Here is a 26,044-nt window from a genome sequence, read left to right on the forward strand (position 1 = left end):
GCCCCGTCCGCCCCCACCGCGTCCCCGTCGGCCGTGGTCCGCGGCGGTTCGGTGACGATCGGCAACGGTGACACGATCGCCTCGGTCGCGACGACGCACGGTGTCTCCGTCGCGTCGCTGCTCGCCGCCAACGGCCTGACCTACACGAGCACGATCTACGCCGGCGGCACCCTCGTCCTCCCGACGAGCGGCCCGTCCCTGACCAGCGAACAGCGCGCGAACGCCGCGACCGTCGTCCGCGTCGGTCGCTCGCTCGGGGTGTCCGACCGCGGGCTCGTCATCGCGCTGGCCACGGCGATGCAGGAGTCGGGTCTCCGCAACCTCGCGCACGGCGACCGCGACTCGGTGGGTCTGTTCCAACAGCGGCCGAGCCAGGGCTGGGGCACGCCCGCCCAGCTCCAGGACACCGTGTACGCCGCCGAGCTGTTCTTCGGCGGTTCACGCAACCCGAACCCGGGCGTCACCCGCGGACTCCTCGACATCCCGGGGTGGTCGTCGATGAGCGTCACCGAGGCCGCCCAGGCCGTGCAGCTGTCCGCGTACCCGAAGGCCTACGCCCAGTGGGAACAGTCGGCCGCCGCATGGCTCCGCTCGCTCTGAGCCGACCGTCCCCGGGTCGACCCTGAGCGCCGGGTCGTCCCTCCGGTCGAGATCGTGTAACGACCGGTGCGCCTGTGCGCTCGTCCGGCGCACGGCTTCGTAGAATGCCGCAGATGACCACGAACGCCGCCACGGACCCGATGATCGGTCGCATGATCGATCAGCGGTACCGCGTCCGCTCCCGCATCGCGCGGGGCGGCATGGCGACCGTGTACCTCGCCACCGACGTCCGACTCGAGCGACGCGTCGCCGTGAAGATCATGCACGGCCACCTCGCCGACGACCAGGCGTTCCGCGAGCGGTTCATCCAGGAGGCCCGGTCGGCCGCCCGACTCTCGCACCCCAACCTCGTCGGTGTGTACGACCAGGGCGCCGAGGACGACTGCGTCTACATCGTCATGGAGTACATCCCGGGCATCACGCTCCGCGACCTCCTGCACGAGCACCGGGCCCTCACCCCGGAGCAGGCGACCGACATCCTCCGGGCCGTCCTGGCCGGCCTGGCGTCCGCCCACCGCGCCGGCATCGTGCACCGCGACCTCAAGCCCGAGAACGTGCTGCTCGCCGACGACGGCCGGATCAAGCTCGGGGACTTCGGGCTCGCCCGTGCCACGACCGCGAACACGGCCACGGGCGCCGCCCTGCTCGGCACCATCGCGTACCTCTCCCCCGAACTCGTCACCCGCGGCGCCGCCGACTCCCGCAGCGACATCTACGCGCTCGGGATCATGCTCTACGAGATGCTCACCGGCGAACAGCCGTACAAGGGCGAGCAGCCGATGCAGATCGCGTACCAGCACGCGAACGACACCGTGCCGGCTCCGAGCGCCGCGCTGCCCGGCGTCCCGGCCGAGCTCGACGACCTCGTCGCCTGGGCCACCGCCCGGGACCCCCGCGACCGACCGCGCGACGCACGCGAGATGCTCGACCACATGGCCGGCGGGCAGCAGCGCGCCACCGGCCAGTACCGCACCGCCGTGCTCCGACCCGAGAACGCGACCGCGATCCTCCCCTCCGGCGGCAGTGCCGGTGCGGCGACGGCCGGTGACGACGTCGAGGACGCGAGCGAGCACGACACCACGGTGCTCGACCGCCGTGGGACGCAGGAGACGCCGCCGCGGCGCCCCGGCGGCCGCTCGGCGCCCGGCCCGCGACGAACCGGGGCCGTCACCGCCACCCTCTCGCCGGCCGGGCAGCGGCTCGCCGACAAGTCCGCCAAGCGGCGGAAGCGCGGGTGGACGGCCCTCGTCGTCGTGGTCGTCCTGGCCCTCGTCGGTGCCGGCATCGCGGCGTGGTACGGCCCCGGTCCCGGTGGCAACATCAGGATCCCCGCCGTCGCCGGCAAGACCGTCTCGCAGGTGCGGCAGACCCTCACGTCGAACGGCCTGCGTGCCGCCGAGGCCACGACGAGCCGCCCCGACGCGGAGGTCGCCGCCGGCCTCGTCACGGCGACCCAGCCCCCGACGGACCGGGTCGTCCGGAAGGGCACGGCGATCCGCATCGTGGTCTCGAGCGGCCCGCGCATGATCGCGCTGCCGGCGATCGTCGGGCAGTCCGTCTCGACCGCGCAGGCCGCCCTCGACGACGACTTCCAGCTCCAGGACCCGCAGTACCAGTTCTCCCCCGACGTGCCCGCGGACACCGTCATGGCCGCGGCCGGTCGGGACGACTCCGGCGCCGTGGACCTGACCACCGTCGACCGGTACCCCGAACGCGGACCGGTGACCCTGACGGTCTCCCTCGGTGCCGTGCCGGACGTCACGGGGAAGACCGTCGACGACGCCCGGGCGACCCTCGCCGGGATCGGTCTCGAGCTCGGCGCCCAGACGCAGCAGTACAGCGAGGACGTTCCCGCCGGCCAGGTCGTGTCCGCGACGGTCGCCGACGACCCCGCGGTGAAGGGCACCGCCGTGGACGTCGTCGTCTCACAGGGGCCCGCGCCGATCACGATGCCGCCCGTCGCGGGCAAGACCATCGACGAGGCCGCATCGGCCCTCCGAGCGCTCGGCCTGGACGTCAGCTACCCGCCCTGCACGAACATCCTCTGCCGGTTCTACGACTGGGAGGACACGCTGCCGGTCCGGTCCACGGACCCCGCCGCCGGCGCCACGGTCCACAAGGGTGACACGGTCAGGTTGACGTACGACCAGTAGCCGTCCCCGTCAGCGCGCGACGGACGGGTGCGCCCGCAGTTCCTCTGCCACCAGGAAGGCGAGCTCGAGCGACTGCATGTGGTTGAGACGCGGGTCGCAGAGCGACTCGTACCGGGTCGCGAGGGTCGCCTCGTCGATGTGCTCGGAACCACCGAGGCACTCGGTGACGTCGTCACCCGTGAGCTCGACGTGCATGCCGCCCGGGTACGTGCCGACCGCGCGGTGCACCTCGAAGAACCCGAGGACCTCGTCCACCACGTCGTCGAACCGCCGGGTCTTGTACCCGTTCGGGGTCGTCAGCCCGTTGCCGTGCATCGGGTCCGTCACCCAGAGCGGGTTCGCGTCCATGCGCTTGACCGCTTCGAGCAGCTTCGGGAGCTCGTCGCGGATCTTGCCGGCGCCCATCCGGGTGATGAAGGTCAGGCGGCCCGGCTCGCGCTCCGGGTCGAGCTTCTCGATGAGGGCCTGCATGTCGTCGACGCTCGTGGTCGGACCGAGCTTCACGCCGATCGGATTCCGCACGCGGGACAGGAAGTCGACGTGCGCGCCGTCGAGGTCGCGGGTGCGCTCCCCGATCCAGATGAAGTGCCCCGACGTGTCGTACGCCTGCCCGGAGCGGGAGTCGATCCGGGTCATCGGACGCTCGTAGTCCATGAGCAGCCCCTCGTGCGAGGCGTAGAACTCGACGTGCTTGAGCGCCTCGAAGTCGGCGCCGCACGCGGCCATGAACTGGATCGCGCGGTCGATCTCGGCCGCGAGGTTCTCGTACCGGGCGTTCGCCGGGTTCGCCGCGAAGCCCTTGTTCCACGAGTGCACCTGACGCAGGTCCGCGAACCCGCCCTGCGTGAAGGCGCGGACGAGGTTCAGCGTCGACGCCGCCGTGTGGTAGCCCTGCACGAGTCGGCGCGGATCGGCCTGGCGGGACTCCGGCGTGAAGTCGTACCCGTTCACGATGTCGCCGCGGTAGGCCGGCAGGGTGACGTCGCCGCGCGTCTCGAGGTCGCTCGACCGGGGCTTGGCGAACTGCCCCGCCATCCGGCCCATCTTGATGACCGGCGTCGACGCGCCGTACGTGAGCACGACGGCCATCTGCAGGATCGTCTTGACGCGGTCGCGGATCGAGTCCGCGGTGGCACCGGCGAAGGTCTCGGCGCAGTCGCCGCCCTGCAGCAGGAACGCCTTCCCCTGGGCGGCGGCGGCGAGGCGGTCACGCAGCTGGTCGACCTCGCCCGCGAAGACGAGCGGCGGCAGCGTCGCGATCTCGGCGGAGGCGGCCTCGGCCGCAGCCGGGTCCGGCCAGGTGGGCTGCTGCTTGATCGGGAGCGTGCGCCAGTGGTCGAGCCCCGCGATCACGTCAGGGTCCTGCAGGGTGAGGGAGTCGATCGACTCGGACAAGGCTGCACCTCGGTGTTCTGGTCGCACGCGGCCGTCGCCGGGACGGCGTCCCGACGGTTGCGGGACTGTCCGAGCCTACCGTCCGGGGGTGACCCGACGCTCCCGCATGACGGTCTCGCGGGCGGTCGTCGCACGCTCCTTGACGCTCGTCGCGTAGACGTCCTCGTACTCCTGCCGGCTCAGCCCGCGGAGCTCGTGCATGATCTCGTCCGTGACGCTCCGGAGGATGAAGCGGTCGGTCTCGAGCCCCTCGAACCGGGAGAAGTCCAAGGGCTTCCCGAAGACGACACCGACCCGCTTGAACTTGGGGAACTTCTGGCCGATCTGCTGGACCTCGCGGGTGCCGATCATCGCGACGGGCACGACGACGACGCGGCCCTCGAGGACCATGCGTGCGATGCCGGTCCGACCGCGGTAGAGCTTGCCGTCCGGGCTGCGGGTGCCCTCCGGGTAGATGCCGAGCTGCTCACCGCGGGCCAGGACCTGCAGGCCGGTGCGGAGCGAGGCCTCCGACGCCTTGCCGCCGGAGCGGTCGATGGGGAGCTGCCCGATCGCGTTGAAGAACGTCTTCGTCGCCCATCCCTTCAGACCGCGCCCGGTGAAGTAGTCGCTCTTCGCGAGGAACGACATCCGCCGGTCGAGCACGGCGGGCAGGATCACCGAGTCGATGAACGACACGTGGTTCGACGCGAAGATGACCGGCCCGGAGCGCGGGACGTTCTCGCGGCCGATCACCCACGGCCGGAACAGCGACAGGATGAGCGGGCCGAGCACGAAGTTCTTCAGCAGCCAGTAGAGCATCGTCGACTCCGTCGGGTGGGGTGTGGGTCAGGCCGTGCGGGCGTGGATCCGGGCGAGGTCGGCAGCACCGACCACCCCGGCGTCGTTGACGAGCTCGGCGATCACGAAGTCCGGCTCCGGGTGGTAACCGCGCGCCGGCAGGTTGTTCAGGTACGCCTGCCGGATCGGTTCGAGCAACCGGTCACCCGCGCTGGCGACACCGCCGCCGAAGACGAACAGCTGCGGGTCGAGCACCGCGGACAGCGAGGCGCACGCCTCACCCAGGTGCCGCCCGAGTCGGCGCAGTGCGGCGAGGGCTCCGGGGTCGTCGGCCAGGATGAGGTCCCCGACGATCGCGCCGTCGAGGTGACCGCCGTTCGCGTCGCGGGCCTCGGCCAGGGCCACGCCGATGCCGCCGGCGTCCGCGACGTCGTTGGCCATGCGCTGGAGCGCGCGGCCCGAGCCGTACTGCTCGATGCAGCCTCGGGCGCCGCAGCCGCAGGGCAGGCCGTTGGGCACGATGCGGAGGTGCCCGATCTCGCCGCCGGTGCCGAACCCCCCGCGGAACAGGCGGTCCTCGGTGACGATCGCGCCACCGACACCGGTACCGATGGTCAGCATGGTCATGTCCGACACCAGGCGACCGGCACCGAAGCGGAACTCGGCCCACCCGGCGGCGTTCGCGTCGTTGTCGACGGTGATGTGCAGGTCACCGAGGCGCTCCTGCAGCTTCTGTCGCAGTGGCTCGTTGCGCCAGCGGATGTTCGGCGTGTAGTAGACGATCGACTGCGAGGCGTCGATGAAGCCCGGCGCCGCGACCCCCACCGCACCGACCTGGTGCTGGAGGCTGAGGCGCTCGACCATCGACACGACGTCGTCGAGCATGGCGATCGGGTCCGCAGCGTTCGTGGCGACGCGGTCCTCGGCGAGGATCTCGCCGAGCTCCGTGACGACCGCTCCCGCGATCTTGGTGCCCCCGATGTCGATTCCGATGGCATGCACGAACACCGACCCTACCGGTTCGGCGACGGCGCACCGAACGACGGGACGCTCACCGAACTCGGGAAGAGGCGTCCTATGCTGAGTGCGAGCCGTCTCGAGGATGAGCGGACTCACATCGAACCGGCCGACGAGGGAGTTGCCGTGACCGATCAGCGTGCCGACCGCACCACGTCCACCAGCAGGGGCGGGTCCCCCGCCGAGCACGGCGCCGGCCCGGTCGCGCCCGACCACGGCTCGGCAGCCCGCCTGCTCTCCGACCGGGCACGGCTCACCCCCGACCGCCCGATCCTCGCCGAACGCACCGGCGACACCTGGACCGGCATCAGCGCAGCGGACGTCCTGGCCCGTGTCCGCGGCATCGCGAAGGGCTTCGTCGCCGCCGGGTTGCAGCCCGGCGCCCATGTCGCGATCCTCTCGCGCACCCGCATGGAGTGGACGCTCGTCGACTTCGCGGTGTGGACCGCGGGCCTCGTGTCCGTCCCGGTGTACGAGACCAGTGCACCGGACCAGATCCGGCACGTCCTCGCCGACTCCGAGTCCGTCGCGATCGTCGTCGAGCAGGAGGAGCACGCGCGACGGGTCGCCGGCATCGCCGCGGACCTTCCGCACCTCGGGCAGCACTGGACGATCGACGGCGGCGGGCTCGACGACCTGACCCGGCTCGGCGAGGACGTCAGCGACGAGGAGCTCGACGGCCGGACGGCCACGGTCTCCGGGCGCGACGACGCCACGGTCATCTACACCTCGGGGACGACCGGGCGACCGAAGGGCTGCGTGCTCCGGCACGACAACTTCACCGCCACCGTGGAGAACGCCACCGAGGCGATGTCCGAGGTCGTCGCCGGGGACGCCTCCACCCTGCTCTTCATCCCGATGGCCCACGTGTTCGCCCGGTTCATCGCCGCGATGTCGGTCTCCGCCGGCGTGCTCGTCGGCCACGAACCGGACACGAAGGACCTGCTCCGGGCGGTGTCGACCTTCAAGCCGACCTTCCTGCTCGCGGTCCCCCGGGTGTTCGAGAAGATCTACAACTCGTCCGAGCAGAAGGCCGACCTCGGCGGCAAGGGCAGGGTCTTCCGCGCGGCAGCCGCGACCGCCGTGGCGCACTCCGAGGCCGTCGCGGCCGGTCGGGTGCCGCTCGGCCTCACGCTGCGCTTCCGGCTCCTCGACAAGCTCGTGTACGCGAAGCTCCGGGACGCACTCGGCGGTCGGGTCCGCTACGCGATCAGCGGGTCCGCACCGCTCTCACCCCGCCTGTCCCACTTCTTCCGCTCGATCGGCGTCGTCATCCTCGAGGGGTACGGCCTCACCGAGACGACCGCGCCCGCGACCGTGAACCGCGCGACCGAGCTCCGGATCGGCACCGTCGGCCGCGCGCTCCCCGGCGTCGAGGTGCGGATCGCCGAGGACCACGAGATCCTCATCCGCGGGGTCGACGTCTTCGACCGCTACTGGCGGAACCCGGAGGCGACCGCGGCCGCCTTCCGCGACGGGTGGTTCCGCACCGGCGACCTCGGTCGACTGGACGCCGACGGGGTCCTCACCGTCACCGGTCGCGCCAAGGAGCTCATCGTCACCGCGAGCGGCAAGAACGTCGCGCCGGCACCACTCGAGGACGCCGTCCGCGAGCACCCGGTGGTCGGCCAGGTCGTCGTCGTGGGCGAGGGCAAGCCGTTCGTCGCGGCACTCGTGACGCTCGACCGCGAGATGCTACCCGGCTGGTGCGCGGCCCGGGGCATCGAACCGGCGCTGACGCCCCGCCAGGCGGCACACGACGAGCGGGTGCTCGAGGCCGTGCAGGAGGCGGTGGACGCCGCGAACGGTCGGGTCTCGCGTGCGGAGTCGATCCGGTCGTTCTCCGTCGTCGACGCCGACCTGAGCGAGGCGTCCGGGCACCTCACGCCGAAGCTCACCGTGAAGCGCTCGGTCGTGCTCCGCGACTTCGCCGCCGAGGTCGACCACATCTACTCGGGATCGGCCGTGCAGACGACGTCGACACCGGTCGTGCCGTCACGTCGACGTCACTGACGGCGCGCCCTTCGGCACCGCACGCGAGACGCCCCCGTCTCGGTCGAGACGCCCCCGTCTCGGTCGAGACGCCCCCGTCTCGGTCGAGACGCCCCCGTCTCGGTCGAGACGCCCCCGTCTCGGTCGAGACACCTCCCCGTGGTCGTGACGCCGCGTCATCCGGCGGCGTCACGAGCACGGGGTGGCGCTTCGACGTCACGGGGGCGTGTCGACACGAGACGGGGGCGTTTCGTGCCGGACACGACGGTCCGTCGACCGGACCGTCCGTGTCCGCCTCAGGCCTGCGGGCCCTCCGGGGCGTCGATCGGGTCGAGGACCGCGGTCGCCGCGGTGTTCGTCGAGACCTGCTCCGGTCGGCGGTTGGTGCGGGTGCGGTGCGAGCTGAGCTCGTCGTTCTGGGGTGCCATCGTGCTCGTCCTGGGTGAGGGGGGACCGCCGGCGGGTGACCGACTGCGGACACGGTACCTCGCGATCCGGACGATGCGACAATCCCGCGTCCGGGTGTCACGTCCCGTCCCCCGGCGGCGTCCCCCGGGCCCGCACGAGCGCCCGCGCCGGACCCCGCCAGGTGACCGTCGGGTCTAGTGGAACCAGTCCTGCGCGCGGATGTCCCGGAGCGCCCCGCGGCGGGTCTCCGGGTCGAGCGTCATCACGTACACCGTGCCGTCCAGGTGGTCGCACTCGTGCTGCAGTGCCTCCGCCATCAGACCGGTGCCCTCGAGCACGACCTCGGTACCGTCGACGTCGACGCCGCGCACCTTGGCGTAGGGGTGGCGCCGCGTCGGGTACGCCAGACCCGGCACCGACAAGCACCCCTCGTCCATGAGCTCGGGCTCCCCCGCGGTCTCGACCAGCTCCGGGTTGAGGACGTACCCGACCTCGCCGTCGACGTTGTAGGAGAACGCGCGGAGGCCGACACCGATCTGCGGCGCCGCGACGCCGGCGCGACCGGGCTCCCGGACGGTGTCGACGAGGTCCTGCACGAGGTCCCGGACACCCGGGGACCCCAGGGCCTCCGGTGCGATCGGGTCCGCGGGCGAACGGAGGACGGGGTCGCCGAACAGGCGGATGGGACGGACGGTCACGTTACTGCAGCACCACCAAGAGGTCGCCGGCGTCCACCTGCTGGGTCACCGGGATCGCGAGCCGGCCGACGGTCCCCGCGACGGGAGCCGTGATGGCCGCTTCCATCTTCATCGCCTCGATGCTCGCCACGGCCTGACCGGCCTCGACGACGTCACCGACGGCGACCTTGAGCGTCACGACCCCGGAGAACGGGGCCCCGACGTGCTTCGGGTCGGACCGGTCCGCCTGTTCGGCGGCCTTGGTCTCGACGACGACCGACCGGTCGCGCACGGCCACCGGCCGCAGCTGTCCGTTCATGGTCGCCATGACGGTGCGGATGCCCTGCGCGTCGACCTCGCCGATCGCCTCGAGCCCGACGAGCAGGTTGACGCCCTTCCCGAGCGGCACCACGTGCTCCTCCCCCTGGCGCAGGCCGTAGAGGTAGTCCACCGTGGGCACGACCGAGAGGTCGCCGTACTCGTCCCGCACCTGCTGGAACCGGCGGGTCGGCTCCTCGAACAGGAGGCGGTTCAGGGCCTGCTGCCGGACCGCGCCCGGGGTGTCCAACGCCGCACGCTCGTGCTCCGGCACCGGCGTGACCGCGATCCGGACGTCCCGCCCGGCCAGGACCTTCGACCGGAACGGCTCCGGCCACCCGCCCGGCAGGTCGCCGAGCTCGCCCGCCATGAAGCCGATCACCGAATCCGGCACGTCGTACTTCTCCGGGTGCTGCTCGAAGTCCGCGGGGTCGGCGTCGACCGCGGCGAGCTGCAGCGCGAGGTCGCCGACCACCTTGGAGGACGGCGTGACCTTGGTCGGGCGTCCGAGGATCCGGTTCGCCTCGGCGTACCAGTCCTCGACCTGCTCGAAGCGGTCGCCGAGCCCGAGGGCGATGGCCTGCTGGCGGAGGTTCGAGAGCTGCCCGCCCGGGATCTCGTGCTTGTACACGCGGCCCGTCGGTCCGGCGAGCCCGGACTCGAAGGGCGCGTACACCCGGCGGACCGCCTCCCAGTACGGCTCCAGGTCGCCGACGGCACCGAGGTCGATGCCCGTGTCACGGTCGGTGTGCGCGAGTGCCGCGACCAGGGCCGACATGCTCGGCTGACTCGTGGTGCCGGCCATCGGCGCCGCCGCCACGTCGACCGCGTCGGCGCCGGCGCGGGACGCGGCCATCAGGGTCGCGAGCTGCCCGCCCGCGGTGTCGTGGGTGTGCACGTGCACGGGCTGGTCGAAGCGCTCGCGCAGGGCGGTGACCAGGCGCTCGGCCGCGCCGGCGCGCAGCAGCCCGGCCATGTCCTTGATGCCGATGACGTGCGCTCCGGCCTCGACCATCTGCTCGGCCAGTCGCAGGTAGTAGTCGAGGGTGTACAGGTCCTCCGCCGGGTCGAGGAGGTCGCCGGTGTAGCAGAGTGCTGCCTCGGCGACGGCCGTGCCGGTGGCGAGCACGGCCTCCAGGGCGGGCCGCAGCTGACTGACGTCGTTGAGCGCGTCGAACACCCGGAAGACGTCGACGCCGCTCGCGGCGGCCTCGGCGACGAACGCGTCCGTGACCTCCGTCGGGTACGGCGTGTAGCCGACGGTGTTGCGTCCGCGCAGCAGCATCTGGACCGGGATGTTCGGCATCGCCGCGCGGAGCGCCGCCAGGCGCTCCCACGGGTCCTCGCCGAGGAAGCGGAGCGCGACGTCGTAGGTGGCGCCTCCCCATGCCTCGACGCTGAGCAGCTGCGGAGTGAGTCGCGCGACGTGCGGGGCGACGGCGACCAGGTCCTTCGTGCGGACACGGGTCGCGAGGAGCGACTGGTGCGCGTCCCGCATCGTCGTCTCGGTCACCGCGAGGGGCGTCTGCGCACGCAGCGCCTGGGCCCACGCGGCCGGGCCGACCCGGAGCAGCAGGTCGCGCTGCCCCTCGGGCACCGGGGCGGTGAGGTCGGTGGCCGGGAGCTTCGTCGCCGGGTCCACCACCTGCGCGGTCGGCGCGCCGTTCGGACGGTTGACGGTGACGTCGGCGAGCCAGTTGAGCACCTTCGTGCCGCGGTCCTTCGACACGTGGCCGGCCAACAGCTGCGGACGTTCCTCGATGAACGCGGTCGAGACGTCGCCGCGGGCGAAGTCCGGGTCCTCGAGGACGGCCTGCAGGAACGGGATGTTCGTGCTGACGCCGCGGATGCGGAACTCGGCGAGGGCACGACGCGCACGGGCGACCGCGGCCGGGAAGTCCCGACCGCGGCACGTCATCTTCGCGAGCATCGAGTCGAAGTGTGGACTGATCTGGGCGCCGGTGGCCACCGTGCCGCCGTCGAGCCGGACGCCGGCACCGCCCGGGCTGCGGTAGGTGGTGATCCGGCCGGTGTCCGGACGGAAGCCCTGCGTCGGGTCCTCGGTGGTGATGCGGGTCTGCAGCGCGGCCCCGTGGACCGCGACGGTGTCCTGCGACAGGCCGAGGTCGGTGAGGGTGGCGCCGGCGGCGATGCGCATCTGCGACTGCACGAGGTCGACGTCGGTGACCTCCTCGGTCACGGTGTGCTCCACTTGAATGCGGGGGTTCATCTCGATGAAGACGTGCTGCCCCGCACGCTCCCCCACCGTGTCGAGGAGGAACTCCACCGTGCCCGCGTTGACGTAGCCGATCGACCGCGCGAAGGCCACGGCGTCCCGGTGCAGTGCCGCGGCGACGCCTGCGTCGAGGTCCGGCGCCGGGGCGATCTCGACGACCTTCTGGTTGCGGCGCTGCACGGAGCAGTCCCGCTCGAACAGGTGGATCGTGCCGGTCTCGCTGCCCGTTGCGTCGGCCAGGATCTGCACCTCGATGTGCCGCGGACGCAGGACCGCCTGCTCGAGGAACATCGTCGGGTCACCGAAGGCGCTGTCGGCCTCGCGCATGGCCGCCTCGAGCGCCGGGCGCAGCTCCGCCGGGGTCTCGACGCGGCGCATCCCGCGACCGCCACCACCGGCGACGGCCTTCGCGAACACCGGGAACCCGATCGCCTCGGCCCCGGCGACGAGTTCGTCGACGTCGCGGCTGGCCGGCGTGCTCGCGAGGACCGGTACCCCGGCGGCGATCGCGTGCTCCTTGGCGGTGACCTTGTTGCCGGCCATCTCGAGCACGTGCTCGCCCGGACCGATGAAGGTGATGCCGGCGGCGGCGGCGGCCGCGGCGAGCTCCGGGTTCTCGGACAGGAAGCCGTAGCCCGGGTAGATCGCGTCGGCGCCGGACTCGCGGGCGACGCGGATGATCTCGGAGACGTCCAGGTAGGCACGCACCGGGTGCCCGCGCTCCCCGATGAGGTACGCCTCGTCGGCCTTCAGGCGGTGCAGGGAGTTGCGGTCCTCGTACGGGTAGACCGCCACGGTGCGCGCACCGAGCTCGTACGCCGCACGGAAGGCCCGGATGGCGATCTCGCCACGGTTCGCGACCAGGATCTTGTCGAACACGAGGTCCCTTTCAGCCCGGGTTGAGGTGTCACAACCCTACTGGCGGTAACGTTGCTCATCGTGCATGTACTCAGCGTGAGCTCGCTCAAGGGCGGTGTCGGCAAGACGACCGTGACACTCGGCCTGACCTCGGCAGCGTTCGCCAAGGGTCTGCGCACCCTGGTGGTGGACCTCGATCCCCAGTCGGACGTCTCGACCGGGCTCGACATCGACCTGACGGGCCACCTCAACGTGGCCGACGTCCTCGAGAACCCGAAGGAGAAGATCGTCCGGCAGGCGATCGCCCCCTCCGGCTGGACGAAGGGGTCCCAGGGCAAGATCGACGTCATGGTCGGATCACCCTCGGCCATCAACTTCGACGGTCCACACCCGTCCATCCGTGACATCTGGAAGCTCGAAGAGGCACTGGCGAACGTCGAGGCCGACTACGACCTCGTCCTCATCGACTGCGCGCCGTCGCTCAACGCCCTGACCCGCACCGCGTGGGCCGCTTCGGACCGGGTCTCCGTCGTCACCGAGCCCGGCCTCTTCTCCGTCGCCGCTGCCGACCGTGCCCTCCGTGCGATCGAGGAGATCCGCCGCGGACTCTCGCCGCGCCTCCAGCCCCTCGGCATCATCGTGAACCGTGCCCGCGTGCAGTCACTCGAGCACCAGTTCCGCATCAAGGAGCTCCGCGACATGTTCGGGCCGCTCGTGCTCTCGCCGCAGCTGCCGGAGCGCACCTCGCTCCAGCAGGCGCAGGGAGCCGCGAAGCCCCTGCACGTGTGGCCGGGCGAGTCGGCGCAGGAGATGGCCCGGAACTTCGACCAGCTGCTCGAGCGGATCATGCGCACCGGGAAGATCGGGCCGTACGCCGATGGTGCAGGTGCTGCAGGTGCGGCGGGCACGGGAACCGCGGGCGCGATCGCCTGAGTCCTGCTCGGGGTTTCGTCACGACGGGTCGCCTGCGGGCGGCCCGTCGTCGTCCCCGGACCCGGCACTTCCGCCGCACCCGCGCGCGCCGAGGTTCCACGACGTGCCGCATGCCCGTCGTTGCGGTTCCACGACTGCGGGGTCCAGGACCCCGAGATGCCGCGATCCCGGAGCTGGAGGGCACCGGGAAGGGGCGCGGCGCTCGGGCGGGCGCCCTCGTGTCAGGAAGCGCGGGTCGCCCGGCGGGCGGCGAGCTCGTCGCTCGGGTCCTCGGCCGGGGTGGCGTCGAGCTCGACCAGCGACGACTCGACCTCGCGCAGGACCTTGCCGACGGCGATGCCGAACACACCCTGGCCGCGCGAGACCAGGTCGATGACCTCGTCGTCGGAGGTGCACAGGTAGACCGAGGCGCCGTCGGACATGAGCGTCGTCTGCGCCAGGTCGCTGACCCCGGCTTCGCGGAGCTGGTTCACGGCGGTGCGGATCTGCTGCAGGGAGATCCCGGTGTCGAGGAGGCGCTTCACGAGCTTGAGCACGAGGATGTCGCGGAAGCCGTAGAGGCGCTGCGACCCGGACCCGGCGGCGCCGCGGATCGTGGGCTGGACGAGCTCGGTGCGCGCCCAGTAGTCGAGCTGCCGGTAGCTGATGCCGGCTGCCTTCGCGGCGACGGTGCCGCGGTAGCCGTTCTGCTCGTCGTGCTCGGGCAGACCGTCGGTGAAGAGCAGCCCGAGGTCGTACCGCGTCATGTCAGACGGGGTACCGGGGACATCGTTCCCACTCATCAGCTTGCCTTCCACGACGATCGAGCTCCCACCCGAAGCTTCAACAGCGGGTTGAGAGTTGTTCCGAGGTCCACGGTAGCGAGTCGGGCGGCGAGGAGGCGGGACATCCGCTCCGGCGCGTCCGGCGTGTCGAGGATATGCCCCGGCACCGACGGACGTCGAGGGTCGACGCCCCTTCGGGGACTCACGAGTCGAGCCGACCGATCGCCGCTCGGATGAGTGACGACCGGATGACCTCGAGGTGTCCGGCGATCTCACGGGCGAGTTCCAGCGCCTTGGCCCGGGAGGTGGCGTCGCCCCGACGGGACACCGGCATGAGCGCGGACTCGATGAGCCCGACCTCCCGCTCGGCGGTGGCACGGAAGGTGCGCAGATGTCGCGGCTCGATGCCCGATCGCTGGAGCTCGACGAGGGCCTTGAGGACGCCCACGGACTCCTCGCCGTAGGTGTCCGCCGCGGGGAGGAGCGACGACGACACCGCGTCTCCCACGAGCATGGGCGACGCCCCGGCGACCCGCTGGAGTTCGTCGCGCGAGTACCGCCGCTCCCGCCCGAGCATCGACGGGCGCGGTACGTCCCCACCGCCCGGCAGCGTCGGCTCACGTCCCGCGTCGAGGTCGGCGAGGTACTCCTTGATGACCTTGAGCGGCAGGTAGTGGTCCCGCTGCAGGCCGAGCACGATCCGGAGGCGGTCGACGTCCGCCGGCGAGAACTTCCGGTACCCGCTCTGCGTCCGGACCGGGGTGACGAGCTCGCGCTCCTCGAGGAACCGCAGCTTCGAACTCGACAGGTCCGGGAAGTCCGGCTTCAGCCGCGCCAGGACCTGACCGATCGTGAGCAGGTCCGGCGCCGGCGACACCGCCCGCGCCGCAGCGGAGCGGGGTGCCACTACGCGTTCGCCAGGCGCGCCAGGTCGACCCGGGAAGCGTAGAACGTGAGGCGGAACTTGCCGACCTGCACCTCTGCCCCGTCGACGAGGAGCGCTTCGTCGATGCGCACACCGTCGAAGTAGGTCCCGTTGAGGGAGCCGAGGTCCTGGACGCTGAAGGACGTCCCACGGCGGATGAAGTCCGCGTGCTTGCGGGACACGGTCACGTCGTCGAGGAAGATGTCGGCGTCGGGGTGTCGACCGGCCGTCGTGACGTCCGAGTCGAGGAGGAACCGTGCTCCGACGTTCGGACCGCGTCGGACGACGAGCAGCGCCGAGCCCGACGGCAGCGCCGAGATCGCGTCGCGTTCTTCCGCGGAGACTCCGGCTTCGGGCGTGAGCGCCGAGGCGTTCTCCATGCTGAAGGTCAGCGTGGTGTCGACCAGCCGCTGCTCCGGGGTTCGTCGTCCCGGCTGCGGGACCACTGGATCTGGCATCGTGGACCTCCTCCTCTTGGTCGCCCAGCGTATCGGAAACCAGCCGGTCGGCGAGAGCCCCGTCCACAGGGGACACGGGAGGCTCCCCGCCGACCAGCGGCGAGCCTCCTGTCCGGTGCCCGCCGGTCCGGTCGGCGGGCCCACCCACCTCCGTGCGTCGAGCGCTCCGGGGCGGTCCCGCCCGCGCGGAGGTCCTGCAGGATCCGCTCCACCTCGGCGTCCTCGAGCCCCTCCTGTGGGAAGCCGCGAGCATGCGCGCAGACCCGCTCGAGGACGACCGCGCGGCGAGTCCCCACCGCGGGCTGTACCCGGTCTGGAGGCCCGGCGCACGTCCGCCGGGAGCGCTGCGGTCGTCAGCCGGGAGCGCCGCGGCCGGCCCCGGGTCGCGATCGCGTCGGGTCCGGTCCCGACGCCGGCGCTCAGCGCCCGCGGGCGAGCAGCCAGAGCAGGTACGGCGCCCCGACGACCCCGGTGACGACGCCGACCGGGAGCGTGACCCCGGGCAGGGCGAACTGCGCGACGAGGTCGGAGCCGAGCGTCACGACCGCCCCGACGGCGGCTGCCGGGCCGAGGGCGGTCCGCCCACCGCCGACGAGCCTCCTGGCGATCGGTGCAGCCATGAGCGCGACGAACGACACCGGACCGGCGGTGGCGACCGCCGCCGCCGTGAGGAGGACCGCGGTGAGCAGCAGGAGCACCTTGGCCCGGTCGGGGCGGAGGCCGAGCGAGGCCGCGACCTCGTCGCCGAGGGTGAGGACGGCGAGACGGGGCGACTGCAGGAGCGCGAGCGCCATGAGGACGACGAAGCCGACGAGCAGCGCCCCGACGACGGTGCGGTCGACGGCGTTGAGGCTGCCGGAGAGCCAGAGCAGCGCCGTCCCGGCCTGCTGCACGCTCCCGCTCGTCAGGAGCCACCCGGTGATGCTCAGCGCGACCGCCCCGACCCCGACCCCGACGAGGACGACCCGGTTCCCGGTGATCCCCCGACGCCAGGCGAGCGCGGCGATGAGCACCGCGACGCCGACCGCGCCGACGAGCACGACACCGAACAGGGCCACCCCCGACGCGCCGAACAGCACGATCGCGACGAGACCCGAAGCGCTCGCGCCCGCCGTGATGCCGATGATGTCCGGGGACGCGATCGGGTTGCGGACGACGCTCTGCACGACCGCACCGGCCGTGCCGAGGCTCGCGCCGACGAGCAGCGCCGCGAGGACCCGGGGACCGCGCAGCTGCCCGAGCACGAAGTCCGAGACCGCGTCACCCTGCCCGAGCAGACCACCGATGACCTGCACGGGAGACAGCGGTATCTCGCCCACCCCGAGCCCGACGAGCACGAGACCGAGCAGCACGACGAGGGCACCGGCGAGCACGACGAGCTCGCGTCGCACGGTCCCGGTGCGACGGCGGCGGTCGTCCCCGGCATCGGGTCCGGTGCGGGTGCCGGTGGCGCTCACAGGCCCTGCACCGTCCGCGACCGGACCAGCGCGATGAACACCGGAGCACCGATGAGCGCCGTGACGATGCCGACCTGCAGCTCCCCGGGGTACGCGACGACCCGGCCGATGACGTCGGCGACGAGCAGGAGCGCCGGCGCCACGACGGCGGACAGCAGGATCGTCCACCGGTGGTCGGGTCCGGACAGTCGGCGGACGGCGTGTGGCACGGCGAGCCCGACGAACGCGATCGGTCCGGCCGCGGCGACCGCCGACCCGGCGAGCAGCACCGTGACGAGGGCGCCGACCGCGCGCACGAGCACGACGCGCTGCCCGAGCGACGCCGCGAGCTCGTCGCCGAGCGCGAGCGTGTTGAGCGAGCGACCGAGCCCGACGGCGACGACGAGTCCGAGGAGGACCGGTACGACCACGACGCCCGCCGTGCCGAGGTCCCCGCCCGCGAGCGCCCCGACCTGCCAGAAGCGGAGCTGGTCGAGCAGGGCGGCGTTCGTCACGAGCACCGCGGTGGTGACCGAGGAGAGGGCGGCGGCGGTGACGGCCCCGGACAGCGCGAGGCCGACCGGGGTCAGCCCTCCGCGGGCGACCGCGGCGATGCCGTAGACGAGCAGGGCGGCGAGCGCGGCCCCGGCGAAGGCGAACGGCAGGTAGGTCGCGGTCCCGCTGACACCGAACACGGCGATCCCCACGACGACGGCCAGGGCTGCTCCGGCGTTGATGCCGAGGATGCTCGGGTCGGCGAGCGGGTTCCGTGTGATCCCCTGCATGACCGCACCGGCAACGCCGAGTGCGGCGCCGGCGAGGAGTCCGACGACGGTGCGCGGCAGCCGGTTGCCGAGGACGATGAGCGCGGTCTCGTCGTCGCGGCCCGGGTGCGCGAGGGTGTCGAGGACGACGCCGAGCGGGATCGGTCGGCTGCCGACTGCGATGCTCAGGGCGCAGGCGACGGCCAGCGCGACGACCGCGAGGACGGCGGCCAGCACGAGCCGGGACGCGGGCGCGGGCGCGGGAGGCACGACGGATCGAGGACGCATGGGAGGTGCGGCGAGCCTAACCGATCCCCCGCGGCCGTGCGGGTGCCCGGCGTCCGGCGGCCGGCGTCCGGCGATCGCAGGAGGAGTGCTCGGGCGACCCTCAGGTCGTTCATCGGCTCGTCATCGGGAGCGCACCTGTACTGGTCCCCATCGACGGCCGACCGAGCCGTGGAGAGGACCGGAGCACACCATGGACGAGACCACGAACCCCGCCGCGGACGACGGCGCACAGCAGGCACGGCAGCAGGCACCGACGGTGGAGTCGCCGCACGCGGACCCGGCGACGCTCCGTCCGGCGCACGCGTTCGACGGCTCCGGCCCGTACCTCTTCGCGCCGGACGGCTCCGGCCCGTACGCGTACTCCCCCGACGGCCGCGGCCCCTACCGCCTCGGCAGTGCCGCGCTCGGCACCGCGCCGCAGGGCTGGTCGGGCGCGTCCGGGGCGGCACCCGGGACCACGGGCCGTCGGCGCCGACGGCTCGGGCTCGCGATCGGATCGGGCGTCGCCGCGCTCGCGATCGTCGGGGCGGCCGGCGGGACGGCGCTCGGACTGTCGTCGCACGGGACCACGACGACCTCGAGCCGGTCGCAGGGCAGCGCGACCGCCCCCGGGACCGGATCGGGCCCGTCGGGCAGCGGCATCGACGGCTTCACCGTCCCCGGACAGGGCGGGACGAGCGGCGGGACCGGCACCGGCGGCACCGGGACGGCGCAGGCGGCGGCCACGCCGGCGACCGCGGCGCAGACGGAGGGCGTCGTGACGATCGACACGGTGATCGGCTACGACGACGCGCAGCGGGCCGCGGGGACCGGCATGGTCCTCACCGCGGACGGGACGGTCCTGACGAACAACCACGTCGTCCAGGGCGCGACCGCGATCACGGTCACCGACGAGACGACCGGCGAGCAGTACACCGCCGACGTCGTGGGCACCGACGCGACGGACGACGTCGCGGTGCTGCAGCTGCGGGACGCGTCCGGTCTGTCCACCGTCACGCTCGACGACGACGGCGGGGCACGCACCGGCGACACCGTGACCGACGTCGGCAACGCCGAGGGCACCGGTGACCTCGTCGCCGCGGCGGGCACCGTGACCGCGACCGACCAGGACATCCAGGTGCAGAGCGAGTCCGGCACCGGGACCGAGTCCCTCACCGGGCTGTTCGAGGTCGCGGCGCAGATCGTGTCCGGCGACTCCGGCGGACCGGTCCTGGACAGCGAGGGCGAGGTGGTCGGCATGGCGACCGCCGCCTCCTCGGGTTCGGCGGACGTCACCGGCTACGCGATCCCGATCAGCACGGCGGAGTCGATCGCCGCGCGCATCCTCGCGGGTGAGGCTTCGGACACCATCACGATCGGCCTGCCGGCGTTCCTCGGCGTCCAGGTCGGCACGGCCGGCACCGACACGACCGCCGGGGTCCCGATCGCCGGCACGGTCGAGGGGTCGGGTGCCGCGGCCGCCGGGCTCACCGCGGGTGACACCGTCACGAGCATCGACGGCACCGCGGTCACGAGCGCGACGCAGCTGACGGCGGCGATCGGCCAGCACGAGGTCGGAGACCGGGTGACGGTCGGCTACACGACGGCCGACGGGACCGCGACCACGGCGACCGTCACCCTGACCGCCGGCCCGGCCGCATGACCCGGTGCGGAACCGGGGTCAGCCGAGTACGGCCCGCACGACCGACCGGTACACGTTCGCGGACGCCTCGGCGGTGAACGCCGTCACTCCGCCCTCGGCACGGCCGACCCGCGCGAAGCCGACGCCGGCGGCGGACACGACCACGACGGGCCGCGTCCGGCCCGGTCGGAGGAGCGACGACACCGTCCACGGCGCCGCCCAGAACGTCGCGAGGGTCGGGTCTGCGTCCGCCAGGGCGGCGGGCAGCTCCGGCGCAGCCGCGCCACCGGCCAGCCGACGGTCCAGCAGGTCGCTCGCCAGGACCGGCGTCCGGAACGGCCAGGTCCACGTCGGGCGCACCCCGAGCCTCCCGGCCACCAGTCCGACCACCCGGTCCGGACGGACGGACGCGACGACCGACCGACCGTCAGCGCCCGTGTCGACCACGGTGCCGGCCCAGGCCCGGAGGCGCGTGACGCGCCCGTCGTCGTCGTGCTGGTCGAGCGTCGTCGGCGCCACCCCCTCGGCCCACGGACCGAGGACCGCGGCCGTGTCCGGGGGGACCGTGCCGAAGCGACCGACCAGGTCGGCGGCGACGAGCTCCCGACCACCCTCGGTGCGGAGGAGCGCGGGGTTCCAGCGCTTGCCGGCGAGGTCCTGGAGGGTGGCGACGGCCTCGGCCCCGAGGGACCGTCCGGTGAGCGTCGGACCGGCGAGCAGGACCGGGAGCGCCTCGAGGGTCCGGGACTCGGTTGCGGTCACACGGTCGAGCGACCGCACGGAGTCGAGCACGGCGAACACCACGTCGTCGGTGGCGGTCATCCGGGCGAGCGGACGCTCCACGGTGACGTCGACCCGGTGCCGGCCGGTGACGAGCAGCAGGTGCGCGCCGACGACGTCGCCGTCCTCGTCCGGCCGGACGTACTCGACCAGGCGCGCGGGGGCGGCAGCCGTCGTCCACACGTCGCAGCCGAGCAGGAGCAGGCCGTCGACGGAGCCCGGCAGGCGCTCCAGCAGCGAGGCGTTCTCGTCCCCGATCGCCCGGTCGCTCGGTCGGGACCGGACGGTGAGCACGACGTCGTCCCCGCGGACCCGCAGGTCGGCGCCGGGGGCCTCCTCGACGCGCCAGCGGGTCGGACGGGAGAACCGGACGCGTGCGGTGCGGTCCTCGGTGGTCCCGGCTGCGGCGGCGGGTGGGTCGGGGACGGCCATGCTGGGAGGCTACGTGCGCGCTCCGGAAGTCCGGTCGGCGGCTCGCCGGGGCCGGGCGGATCGCCGGTCAGGCGGTCGGGTCGCCGGTGCCGGGCAACCGACGGGACGTCCGGGCATGCGGGGCCGTCGGGGCGTGCGGCGCCGTCCGGGACGGCGGGGGCGGCGGCACCGGCTTCGCGGCGACGACGTCGGACCGGAGCACCGTGAGCGGTCCGCGACGGGTGGCGATCGTCACCGTGTCCGCGGTCCGGCCGGTCAGCTCGCCGAGCGCGTCCCGGGCGCCGGTGCCGTCGTGCGCCCGGACGACGAGCCGGTCCCCGAGCGCCGCACCGGCGAGCACGGCGAGGGCGCGTGCCCGGGCGATCGCCGCCTGGGACGACCCCGGCGACGGCAGGTCCGGCTCGGTCATGGCTCCGAGCGTACGACCCCGGCCCACGACCGGGCACCGGCTGCACGGACGTCGAGGGGACGCCGGACCGGCGCGGCTAGGGTGACGGGATGGACAAGGCCCGGGTGGACAGCTGGATCTGGGCGGTCCGGATCACCAAGACCCGGTCCGCTGCGACGACCGCGTGCAAGGCCGGCCACGTGCGGGTGAACGGCGAGCGGGCGAAGCCGTCGCAGCCGGTCGGTCCGGGGGACGAGGTCCGCGTGCGCCAGGCCGGCTTCGACCGGATCGTGGTCGTGAAGAGCATCATCCTCAAGCGGGTCGGCGCGACCGAGGCCGCGAAGCACCTCGAGGACCGGACGCCGCCGCGCCTCCCCCGTGAAGAGGCGGGGTTCGTGCCGATCCGGGAGCGCGGGGCCGGACGGCCGAGCAAGCGGGAGCGCCGCGACCTCGAGAAGCTCCGCGGGTACTGACCCGCACACGGTCCGTACGCAGCGCACCGTTCCTACGATGAGCCGGTGAGCACACGCGGGGGCGGGGACGGACGGCTGCGTCGCGGGGTCACCGCTGCGTCCGTGCTGCTGGGCGTGCTCCTGCTGGTGGCGGGCTGTTTCGCGACCGTGCCACCACCGCGGGGTTCGGCGGCTGACCTGAGGGCGCTGCTCGCCGGGGTCGAACGCGTGCCGGGGGTCCGCTCGGTCACGGGCGAGGTGCGCCAGGTCGACGCGAAGGACCGTCCGCAGGACTGGATCGCCGTCGTCTCCGTGCGCGCCGCCGGCGACGACCTCAGCACCGCCGCGCGCGTGCGGGAGCGCGCCCGTGCGGGTGTCCGCGGCACCGAGCTCGTGCTCGACGTCGCGTTCCCCGCTGGCGACGGCACTGCGGCCGTGACCGTCGACCCGATGGACGACGCCCTCGTCGACGTCGCGGACCGCCTCCGACGGGAGCCCTTCGTCCGGTCCGCGGTGATCGACGACGACCAGAGCCGGGTCGAGGTGCGGGACGGCCCGACGCTGACGGACGCCGTCGAGCGGGTGCGGTCGGACGCCGCAGGCCGCACCGTGGTCCTCTCCTCCGACACAGGCGAGGTCGAGGTCACCGCGACGGCACCGAGCGCGGCGCTGCTGCGGGTCCTCGACGCGGCGCACGCCGAGGACGTGTCCTCCACCGCCGGCCGGACGTACGCGGCGGCGGCCTCCGGGTGGGCCGCCGTCCCGGCGGTCACCGCCGCCGTCCGTGACCCCGAAGCCGTGGCGCGGCTCCTCGCCGCGACACCCGACGAGCAGGCGGACGCCCGGCTGGCGCCCCGGACGCGGTTCAGCCTGCGGCACGGCGACGGCCCGCGGGACGCCGATCCGTCGAGTGGTCCGACCGAGGGGTACCTCGGCCTGCCCCTCGGGTCACCCGACCCCGACGACGCGTCCGCGCCGAGGACTCCGACGCCGACCGACGGGGCAGCGGGGACCGCGGCACCGTGGACGCCGGCGGACGTCCCGGACCAGACCGCGGCGGTCCGGTCCTTCCTGCAGGAAGCCGTCCGGCGCACCGGTGTCGCGGCAGCGGTGACGACCACGACGGAGCAGTGTGCTCCCGACGGATCGTCGTCGGCGTCCGGGCCGCAGGAGGGCACGCGCGCGGTCGCTCGGGTCGAGATCCCGGTGTTCACGCGCTACGACGACGCACAGGAGCCGTTCGACCGGGTCACCGCGGGGTGGACCGCGGCGGGGTTCCGGAAGACGGGGCGTGCCCTGGGTCTGGACTCCTGGGCTCCTCCGCGCCCGGGACAGGACGGCGTCGCGAGTGCGACGATCCGCGGCGGGACCGGAGGACTGCGCCTCTCCGCGGAGTCCGCCTGCGTCGGGTGACCGGCGCGGGCGAGGTCAGACGAAGCGGACCGTCTGCTGGAGCCGGTCGCGGACGGCGAACACGTCGACCGAGCCCTCGGGCGACCAGGCGCCGGCGAGCACCTGCCCGAGCGCACTCCGGCGGACGACGAACGCGGTGGGCTTCCGAGGAGTGCCGACGAGCTCGACGTCCTCGTCGACCGCAGCGTCCGGCACCACGAGGACGCGGCCGGTGAACCGCACCCTCGTCTGCTTCTGCACCGCGCGGGCCGCGCGGACGAGCTCCTTGACCGGCCGCTCCCCCGGGCCGAGCGTCTCGCCGACGACCTCGCCGTGCTCCACCGCGACCGGACCGCCCCAGTCGATCGACTCGACGGCCCACAGCCCGGTCGGCGTGAGCACCACGTGGTCGAGCTTGCCCTCGGCGCCCGCGTCGAGGTCGTGCCACACCGTGACGCCGATGCCCATCTCCGCGATGATCGCGGCCGTGGCTTCCTCCGCCAACGCCTCGCCCAGGAGTCGCCGGACGTGCCGGGGAGCCGAGCGGACGAGCGCCGGGTCGTACGGGTCCTCGATCGGGTCCCCGAGGCCGACCCACTCGCGTTCGGCGGCGAGGAAGACCTCGCGGGAGCGGCCGCCGGGGTGGCCGTACGACCGGGCCCGCGGGCGGGAGTCCCGTCGGGCCGACGGCGGCGCGTAGGCGTCGCGTCCGGCGTCCGACCGCCACGCTGCCGACCCGGACGGCGTGGTCGGGGACCCCGGGCGGACGGTGCCGGCGTCGTACGCTCGGCGGGCCGCGGGCGTGCCGACATGCTCCCAGGCGACCTGTACGCGGCGGAAGCGCTGGGCGTCCCCACCCAGGTCGGGGTGGCTCTCGCGCGCGGCTCGCCGGTAGGCGCGTCGGAGGGTCTCGTCGTCGGCGGTCGCGGGGACCCCGAGGACCTCGTACGGGGTGGCGTCCGCCGGGCTGTCGGTCATGGCCCTGGAACGCTACCGGACGCAGGATCGCGGTCCGCCGCGAGCACGCTGCACAGGCGCTGAGCGCCCTGGTGGCCTCGCACCCGAGCGGGCCCGCGGGTCCGACGGGCGGGCCGGTCAGCGCAACGCGGCGGTGATCCGGTCCGCGTGCTCCTCGAGCCAGGCGACGTCCGCCCGGTACAGGTCGGCGTGCCCGTGCGCCAGGTCGCTGACGAACTTCGGGTTCCCGGCGGCGGCTTCGGTCTCGAGCGTCGTCACCAGGGCCACCAGGCTGCCGGTGATCGTCTCGACGAGCACGGCACGGGACCGGTCGTCGAGGCCGTAGGCGCGGCAGAACTCCGCGGCCCGGGTGATGCGGTCCTCGAGCGCCGGGACGGGTCGGCCCTCGACGGTACCGGTCGTGAACGGCGCGAACCGGTAGACGGCACTGGCGACGTCCCAGACCCGTGGCCCGGGGTGCGCGGTGTCGAAGTCGATGACGCCGACCGCCGCGATGCCGTCGTAGACGACGTTGTACGGAGCGAAGTCGCCGTGCACGACCGTCTCGACCGGCAGGCGTGCGGCCTGCGACCAGACGTCGACGGAGTCGTCCAGGGGGAAGCCGGCCGCGGCGTCGTGCAACTGCCGGAGGAGTCGGGCACTCGTCACGAGGGCGGCCTCGCTGCCGATCTCCTCGGTCCAGGGGTACTCGCCCGCGACACCGGGCACGAACGTCACCGTCTCGAGGGTGTCGCCGAGCGCGATCGGTTCCGGGGCCGCCACGAATCCCTGCTCGTGCAGGTACGCGAGCAACCGGTGGACCGTCGGTGTCCACGGCCCGGCGGGGCGGTGCACCCGGTCGTCGGCTTTGGTGATCCGTTCCATCGGGAGCCTCCTGTACGTCGTCGTCGACGTGTGCGCCACTGTAGTGGCACCGTCCCGCCGACGCCCGGGACCCGGCGCCACCATCCAGAGGGCGCGCTGCACGGACCCGACGGACGCCTGTCCGCCGCGACCGCGGGGTCCCGGAGCCTCCGCGGGGTCCGTGAGCCTCAGTCGGGCAGGAGCTCCCACAGCCACGACGGCCCGCGCACGCCCGCGCCGACCGCGGTCACGCGCTCCCGGAGGCCGCGGTCGGCGGTCACGACGACCACCGGACCGTCCCCGGCGGCGACGGCGCCCGCCGCCGTGGTGACGATCGCGTCGTCCCCGGCAGCGGGCGCGTGCTCGACGGTCACGGCGGGGACGCCGGGACGGGAGTCGGCGACGACCGGGGCCGCACCGCGGGCCTCCCCCTCGAGCACCACGGTCCACCGCGGCCACCAGGTCGCGGACGGCAGTCCCAGCGCGGCGGCGGCGACACCGGACGCGGCGAGCGCCGTGATCCGCGTGACGAGTCGGGAGGCGGCACCCGCACGGTCCGCCCACCAGCCGTCTGGGACGCTCCCGACGACGTTCGCCGCGTCGACGACGACGTGGGGTGTCCGGTCGAGCGTGGCGCGGAGCGCCGGCCACGAGGTGCCGAACCCGGGGTGGAGCGGCAGGTCCGGGACGTCGGCGACGGGGACCCAGGCCAGGGCGAGGCTCTCGCGGTCGGCGACGACCGGGTCGAACGGGCGGGAGGCGCGTCCGACGACCGTCGTGTAGGTCCAGAACCCGAGGTCGAGCACGGCGGTGTGGCGGAGGTCGATGCCGTCCTCCGGGACGCTGGCTTCCTCGGCGGACTCGCGGAGGGCCGCGGTCACCGGGTCCTCGTCCTGGTGGCGTGCGCCGCCGGGGATGCCCCAGGTGCCGCCGTGGTGGCTCCACTCGACGCGGTGCTGCAGGAGGACGCGCCCGTGTCCGTCGTCGACGAGCAGGCCGGCGGCACCGAAGCGGCCCCATGCCTTCGTGCCGTCGGGGCCCACCGCCCAGGCGTCGCCGGGGTCGCGCGGCCCGGCCGGGGGCCCGGGGAGCGGTCCCGCCGGCGTCGCGGTCGGTCGTTCGTCGTCCACGGGTCCACCCTTCCACACCGGTCCCG

23 protein-coding genes are annotated in these 26,044 nt (G+C 73.6%); 7 read left to right on the plus strand and 16 right to left on the minus strand.

Annotated features, from left to right (window positions below):
• Both DEI91_RS15255 and pknB read left to right on the plus strand, forming a co-directional pair.
• The coding region (locus DEI91_RS15255) for a LysM peptidoglycan-binding domain-containing protein (RefSeq protein WP_146244323.1) at positions 1-600 on the plus strand (600 nt) is incomplete at its 5' end.
• Positions 601-713: 113 nt separating this feature from the next.
• Positions 714-2,753, plus strand: a complete 2,040-nt coding sequence (pknB, locus tag DEI91_RS15260) for a Stk1 family PASTA domain-containing Ser/Thr kinase (RefSeq protein ID WP_111053132.1) — start codon at positions 714-716, stop codon at positions 2,751-2,753.
• A gap of 9 nt (positions 2,754-2,762) precedes the next feature.
• Here pknB and DEI91_RS15265 read toward each other — a convergent pair whose 3' ends face one another.
• The 3 genes from DEI91_RS15265 to DEI91_RS15275 all read right to left on the minus strand — a co-directional run bounded on the left by DEI91_RS15265 (position 2,763) and on the right by DEI91_RS15275 (position 5,930).
• A complete protein-coding gene (locus DEI91_RS15265) occupies positions 2,763-4,106 on the minus strand; it encodes a class II 3-deoxy-7-phosphoheptulonate synthase (protein ID WP_111053133.1) in 1,344 nt (447 codons plus the stop codon).
• Positions 4,107-4,223: 117 nt separating this feature from the next.
• Positions 4,224-4,949: a 1-acyl-sn-glycerol-3-phosphate acyltransferase gene (locus DEI91_RS15270; protein WP_111053113.1), complete on the minus strand. Its 726-nt coding sequence runs from the start codon at positions 4,947-4,949 to the stop codon at positions 4,224-4,226.
• 27 nt (positions 4,950-4,976) lie between these two features.
• On the minus strand, positions 4,977-5,930 hold the full coding sequence (locus DEI91_RS15275; RefSeq protein WP_111053134.1) for an ROK family protein: 954 nt from the start codon (positions 5,928-5,930) through the stop codon (positions 4,977-4,979).
• A 246-nt stretch (positions 5,931-6,176) separates the two neighbouring features.
• Between DEI91_RS15275 and DEI91_RS15280 the strand changes: the two genes are divergently transcribed.
• The gene (locus DEI91_RS15280) at positions 6,177-7,958 is read left to right on the plus strand and encodes a long-chain fatty acid--CoA ligase (protein ID WP_258374465.1); all 1,782 of its coding nucleotides are present in this window, start codon (positions 6,177-6,179) and stop codon (positions 7,956-7,958) included.
• A gap of 275 nt (positions 7,959-8,233) precedes the next feature.
• Here DEI91_RS15280 and DEI91_RS16780 read toward each other — a convergent pair whose 3' ends face one another.
• The 3 genes from DEI91_RS16780 to DEI91_RS15290 form a co-directional block, all read right to left on the minus strand.
• On the minus strand, positions 8,234-8,365 hold the full coding sequence (locus DEI91_RS16780; RefSeq protein ID WP_258374463.1) for a hypothetical protein: 132 nt from the start codon (positions 8,363-8,365) through the stop codon (positions 8,234-8,236).
• A 174-nt stretch (positions 8,366-8,539) separates the two neighbouring features.
• Positions 8,540-9,043 (minus strand): peptide deformylase, encoded by a 504-nt coding sequence (locus tag DEI91_RS15285; RefSeq protein WP_111053115.1) that lies wholly within the window; start codon positions 9,041-9,043, stop codon positions 8,540-8,542.
• Position 9,044: 1 nt separating this feature from the next.
• A complete protein-coding gene (locus tag DEI91_RS15290) occupies positions 9,045-12,455 on the minus strand; it encodes a pyruvate carboxylase (protein WP_111053116.1) in 3,411 nt (1,136 codons plus the stop codon).
• Between the two features lie 60 nt (positions 12,456-12,515).
• On the opposite strand from DEI91_RS15290, the gene DEI91_RS15295 reads away from it, so the two are divergent.
• Positions 12,516-13,367, plus strand: coding sequence for a ParA family protein (locus DEI91_RS15295; RefSeq protein WP_111053135.1), 852 nt, complete (start codon positions 12,516-12,518; stop codon positions 13,365-13,367).
• A gap of 221 nt (positions 13,368-13,588) precedes the next feature.
• On the opposite strand, the gene DEI91_RS15300 is transcribed toward DEI91_RS15295, so the two are convergent.
• From DEI91_RS15300 to DEI91_RS15320, 5 genes are all read right to left on the minus strand, one after another.
• Positions 13,589-14,149 carry a MerR family transcriptional regulator gene (locus DEI91_RS15300; protein WP_110825505.1) on the minus strand — a complete coding sequence of 187 codons (561 nt, stop codon included), beginning with the start codon at positions 14,147-14,149 and terminating at the stop codon, positions 13,589-13,591.
• A 184-nt stretch (positions 14,150-14,333) separates the two neighbouring features.
• Positions 14,334-15,038, minus strand: a complete 705-nt coding sequence (locus tag DEI91_RS15305) for a MerR family transcriptional regulator (RefSeq protein WP_111053117.1) — start codon at positions 15,036-15,038, stop codon at positions 14,334-14,336.
• Positions 15,038-15,514, minus strand: coding sequence for an FHA domain-containing protein (locus tag DEI91_RS15310; protein WP_111053118.1), 477 nt, complete (start codon positions 15,512-15,514; stop codon positions 15,038-15,040). Before DEI91_RS15310 ends, DEI91_RS15305 begins: the two co-directional genes overlap by 1 nt.
• Before the next feature lie 419 nt (positions 15,515-15,933).
• On the minus strand, positions 15,934-16,971 hold the full coding sequence (locus tag DEI91_RS15315) for an iron chelate uptake ABC transporter family permease subunit (RefSeq protein WP_181439646.1): 1,038 nt from the start codon (positions 16,969-16,971) through the stop codon (positions 15,934-15,936).
• The gene (locus DEI91_RS15320; RefSeq protein ID WP_111053119.1) at positions 16,968-18,002 is read right to left on the minus strand and encodes an iron ABC transporter permease; all 1,035 of its coding nucleotides are present in this window, start codon (positions 18,000-18,002) and stop codon (positions 16,968-16,970) included. Before DEI91_RS15320 ends, DEI91_RS15315 begins: the two co-directional genes overlap by 4 nt.
• 190 nt (positions 18,003-18,192) lie before the next feature.
• Here DEI91_RS15320 and DEI91_RS15325 point away from each other — a divergent pair, with 190 nt between their 5' ends.
• Positions 18,193-19,644, plus strand: coding sequence for a S1C family serine protease (locus DEI91_RS15325; RefSeq protein WP_181439647.1), 1,452 nt, complete (start codon positions 18,193-18,195; stop codon positions 19,642-19,644).
• Between the two features lie 18 nt (positions 19,645-19,662).
• Here the strand turns inward: DEI91_RS15325 and DEI91_RS15330 are convergent, their stop codons facing one another.
• Together DEI91_RS15330 and DEI91_RS16380 are read right to left on the minus strand one after the other, a co-directional pair.
• Positions 19,663-20,835: a hypothetical protein gene (locus DEI91_RS15330; RefSeq protein ID WP_111053121.1), complete on the minus strand. Its 1,173-nt coding sequence runs from the start codon at positions 20,833-20,835 to the stop codon at positions 19,663-19,665.
• Positions 20,836-20,902: 67 nt separating this feature from the next.
• Positions 20,903-21,244, minus strand: coding sequence for a ferrous iron transport protein A (locus DEI91_RS16380; protein ID WP_181439648.1), 342 nt, complete (start codon positions 21,242-21,244; stop codon positions 20,903-20,905).
• 89 nt (positions 21,245-21,333) lie between these two features.
• On the opposite strand from DEI91_RS16380, the gene DEI91_RS15340 reads away from it, so the two are divergent.
• Complete coding sequence (locus DEI91_RS15340; protein ID WP_110825249.1) at positions 21,334-21,696, plus strand: RNA-binding S4 domain-containing protein; 363 nt, start codon at positions 21,334-21,336, stop codon at positions 21,694-21,696.
• A 45-nt stretch (positions 21,697-21,741) separates the two neighbouring features.
• Complete coding sequence (locus tag DEI91_RS15345) at positions 21,742-23,088, plus strand: hypothetical protein (protein WP_111053122.1); 1,347 nt, start codon at positions 21,742-21,744, stop codon at positions 23,086-23,088.
• A gap of 15 nt (positions 23,089-23,103) precedes the next feature.
• Here the strand turns inward: DEI91_RS15345 and DEI91_RS15350 are convergent, their stop codons facing one another.
• The 3 genes from DEI91_RS15350 to DEI91_RS15360 all read right to left on the minus strand — a co-directional run bounded on the left by DEI91_RS15350 (position 23,104) and on the right by DEI91_RS15360 (position 26,018).
• Positions 23,104-24,045: a DnaJ domain-containing protein gene (locus DEI91_RS15350; RefSeq protein WP_111053123.1), complete on the minus strand. Its 942-nt coding sequence runs from the start codon at positions 24,043-24,045 to the stop codon at positions 23,104-23,106.
• A 117-nt stretch (positions 24,046-24,162) separates the two neighbouring features.
• Complete coding sequence (locus DEI91_RS15355; protein WP_181439649.1) at positions 24,163-24,909, minus strand: phosphotransferase enzyme family protein; 747 nt, start codon at positions 24,907-24,909, stop codon at positions 24,163-24,165.
• Positions 24,910-25,076: 167 nt separating this feature from the next.
• The gene (locus DEI91_RS15360; RefSeq protein ID WP_111053125.1) at positions 25,077-26,018 is read right to left on the minus strand and encodes an NUDIX domain-containing protein; all 942 of its coding nucleotides are present in this window, start codon (positions 26,016-26,018) and stop codon (positions 25,077-25,079) included.
• Positions 26,019-26,044: the final 26 nt, after the last annotated feature.

The organism is Curtobacterium sp. MCBD17_032 (assembly GCF_003234855.1).
Taxonomy (GTDB): Bacteria; Actinomycetota; Actinomycetes; order Actinomycetales; family Microbacteriaceae; genus Curtobacterium.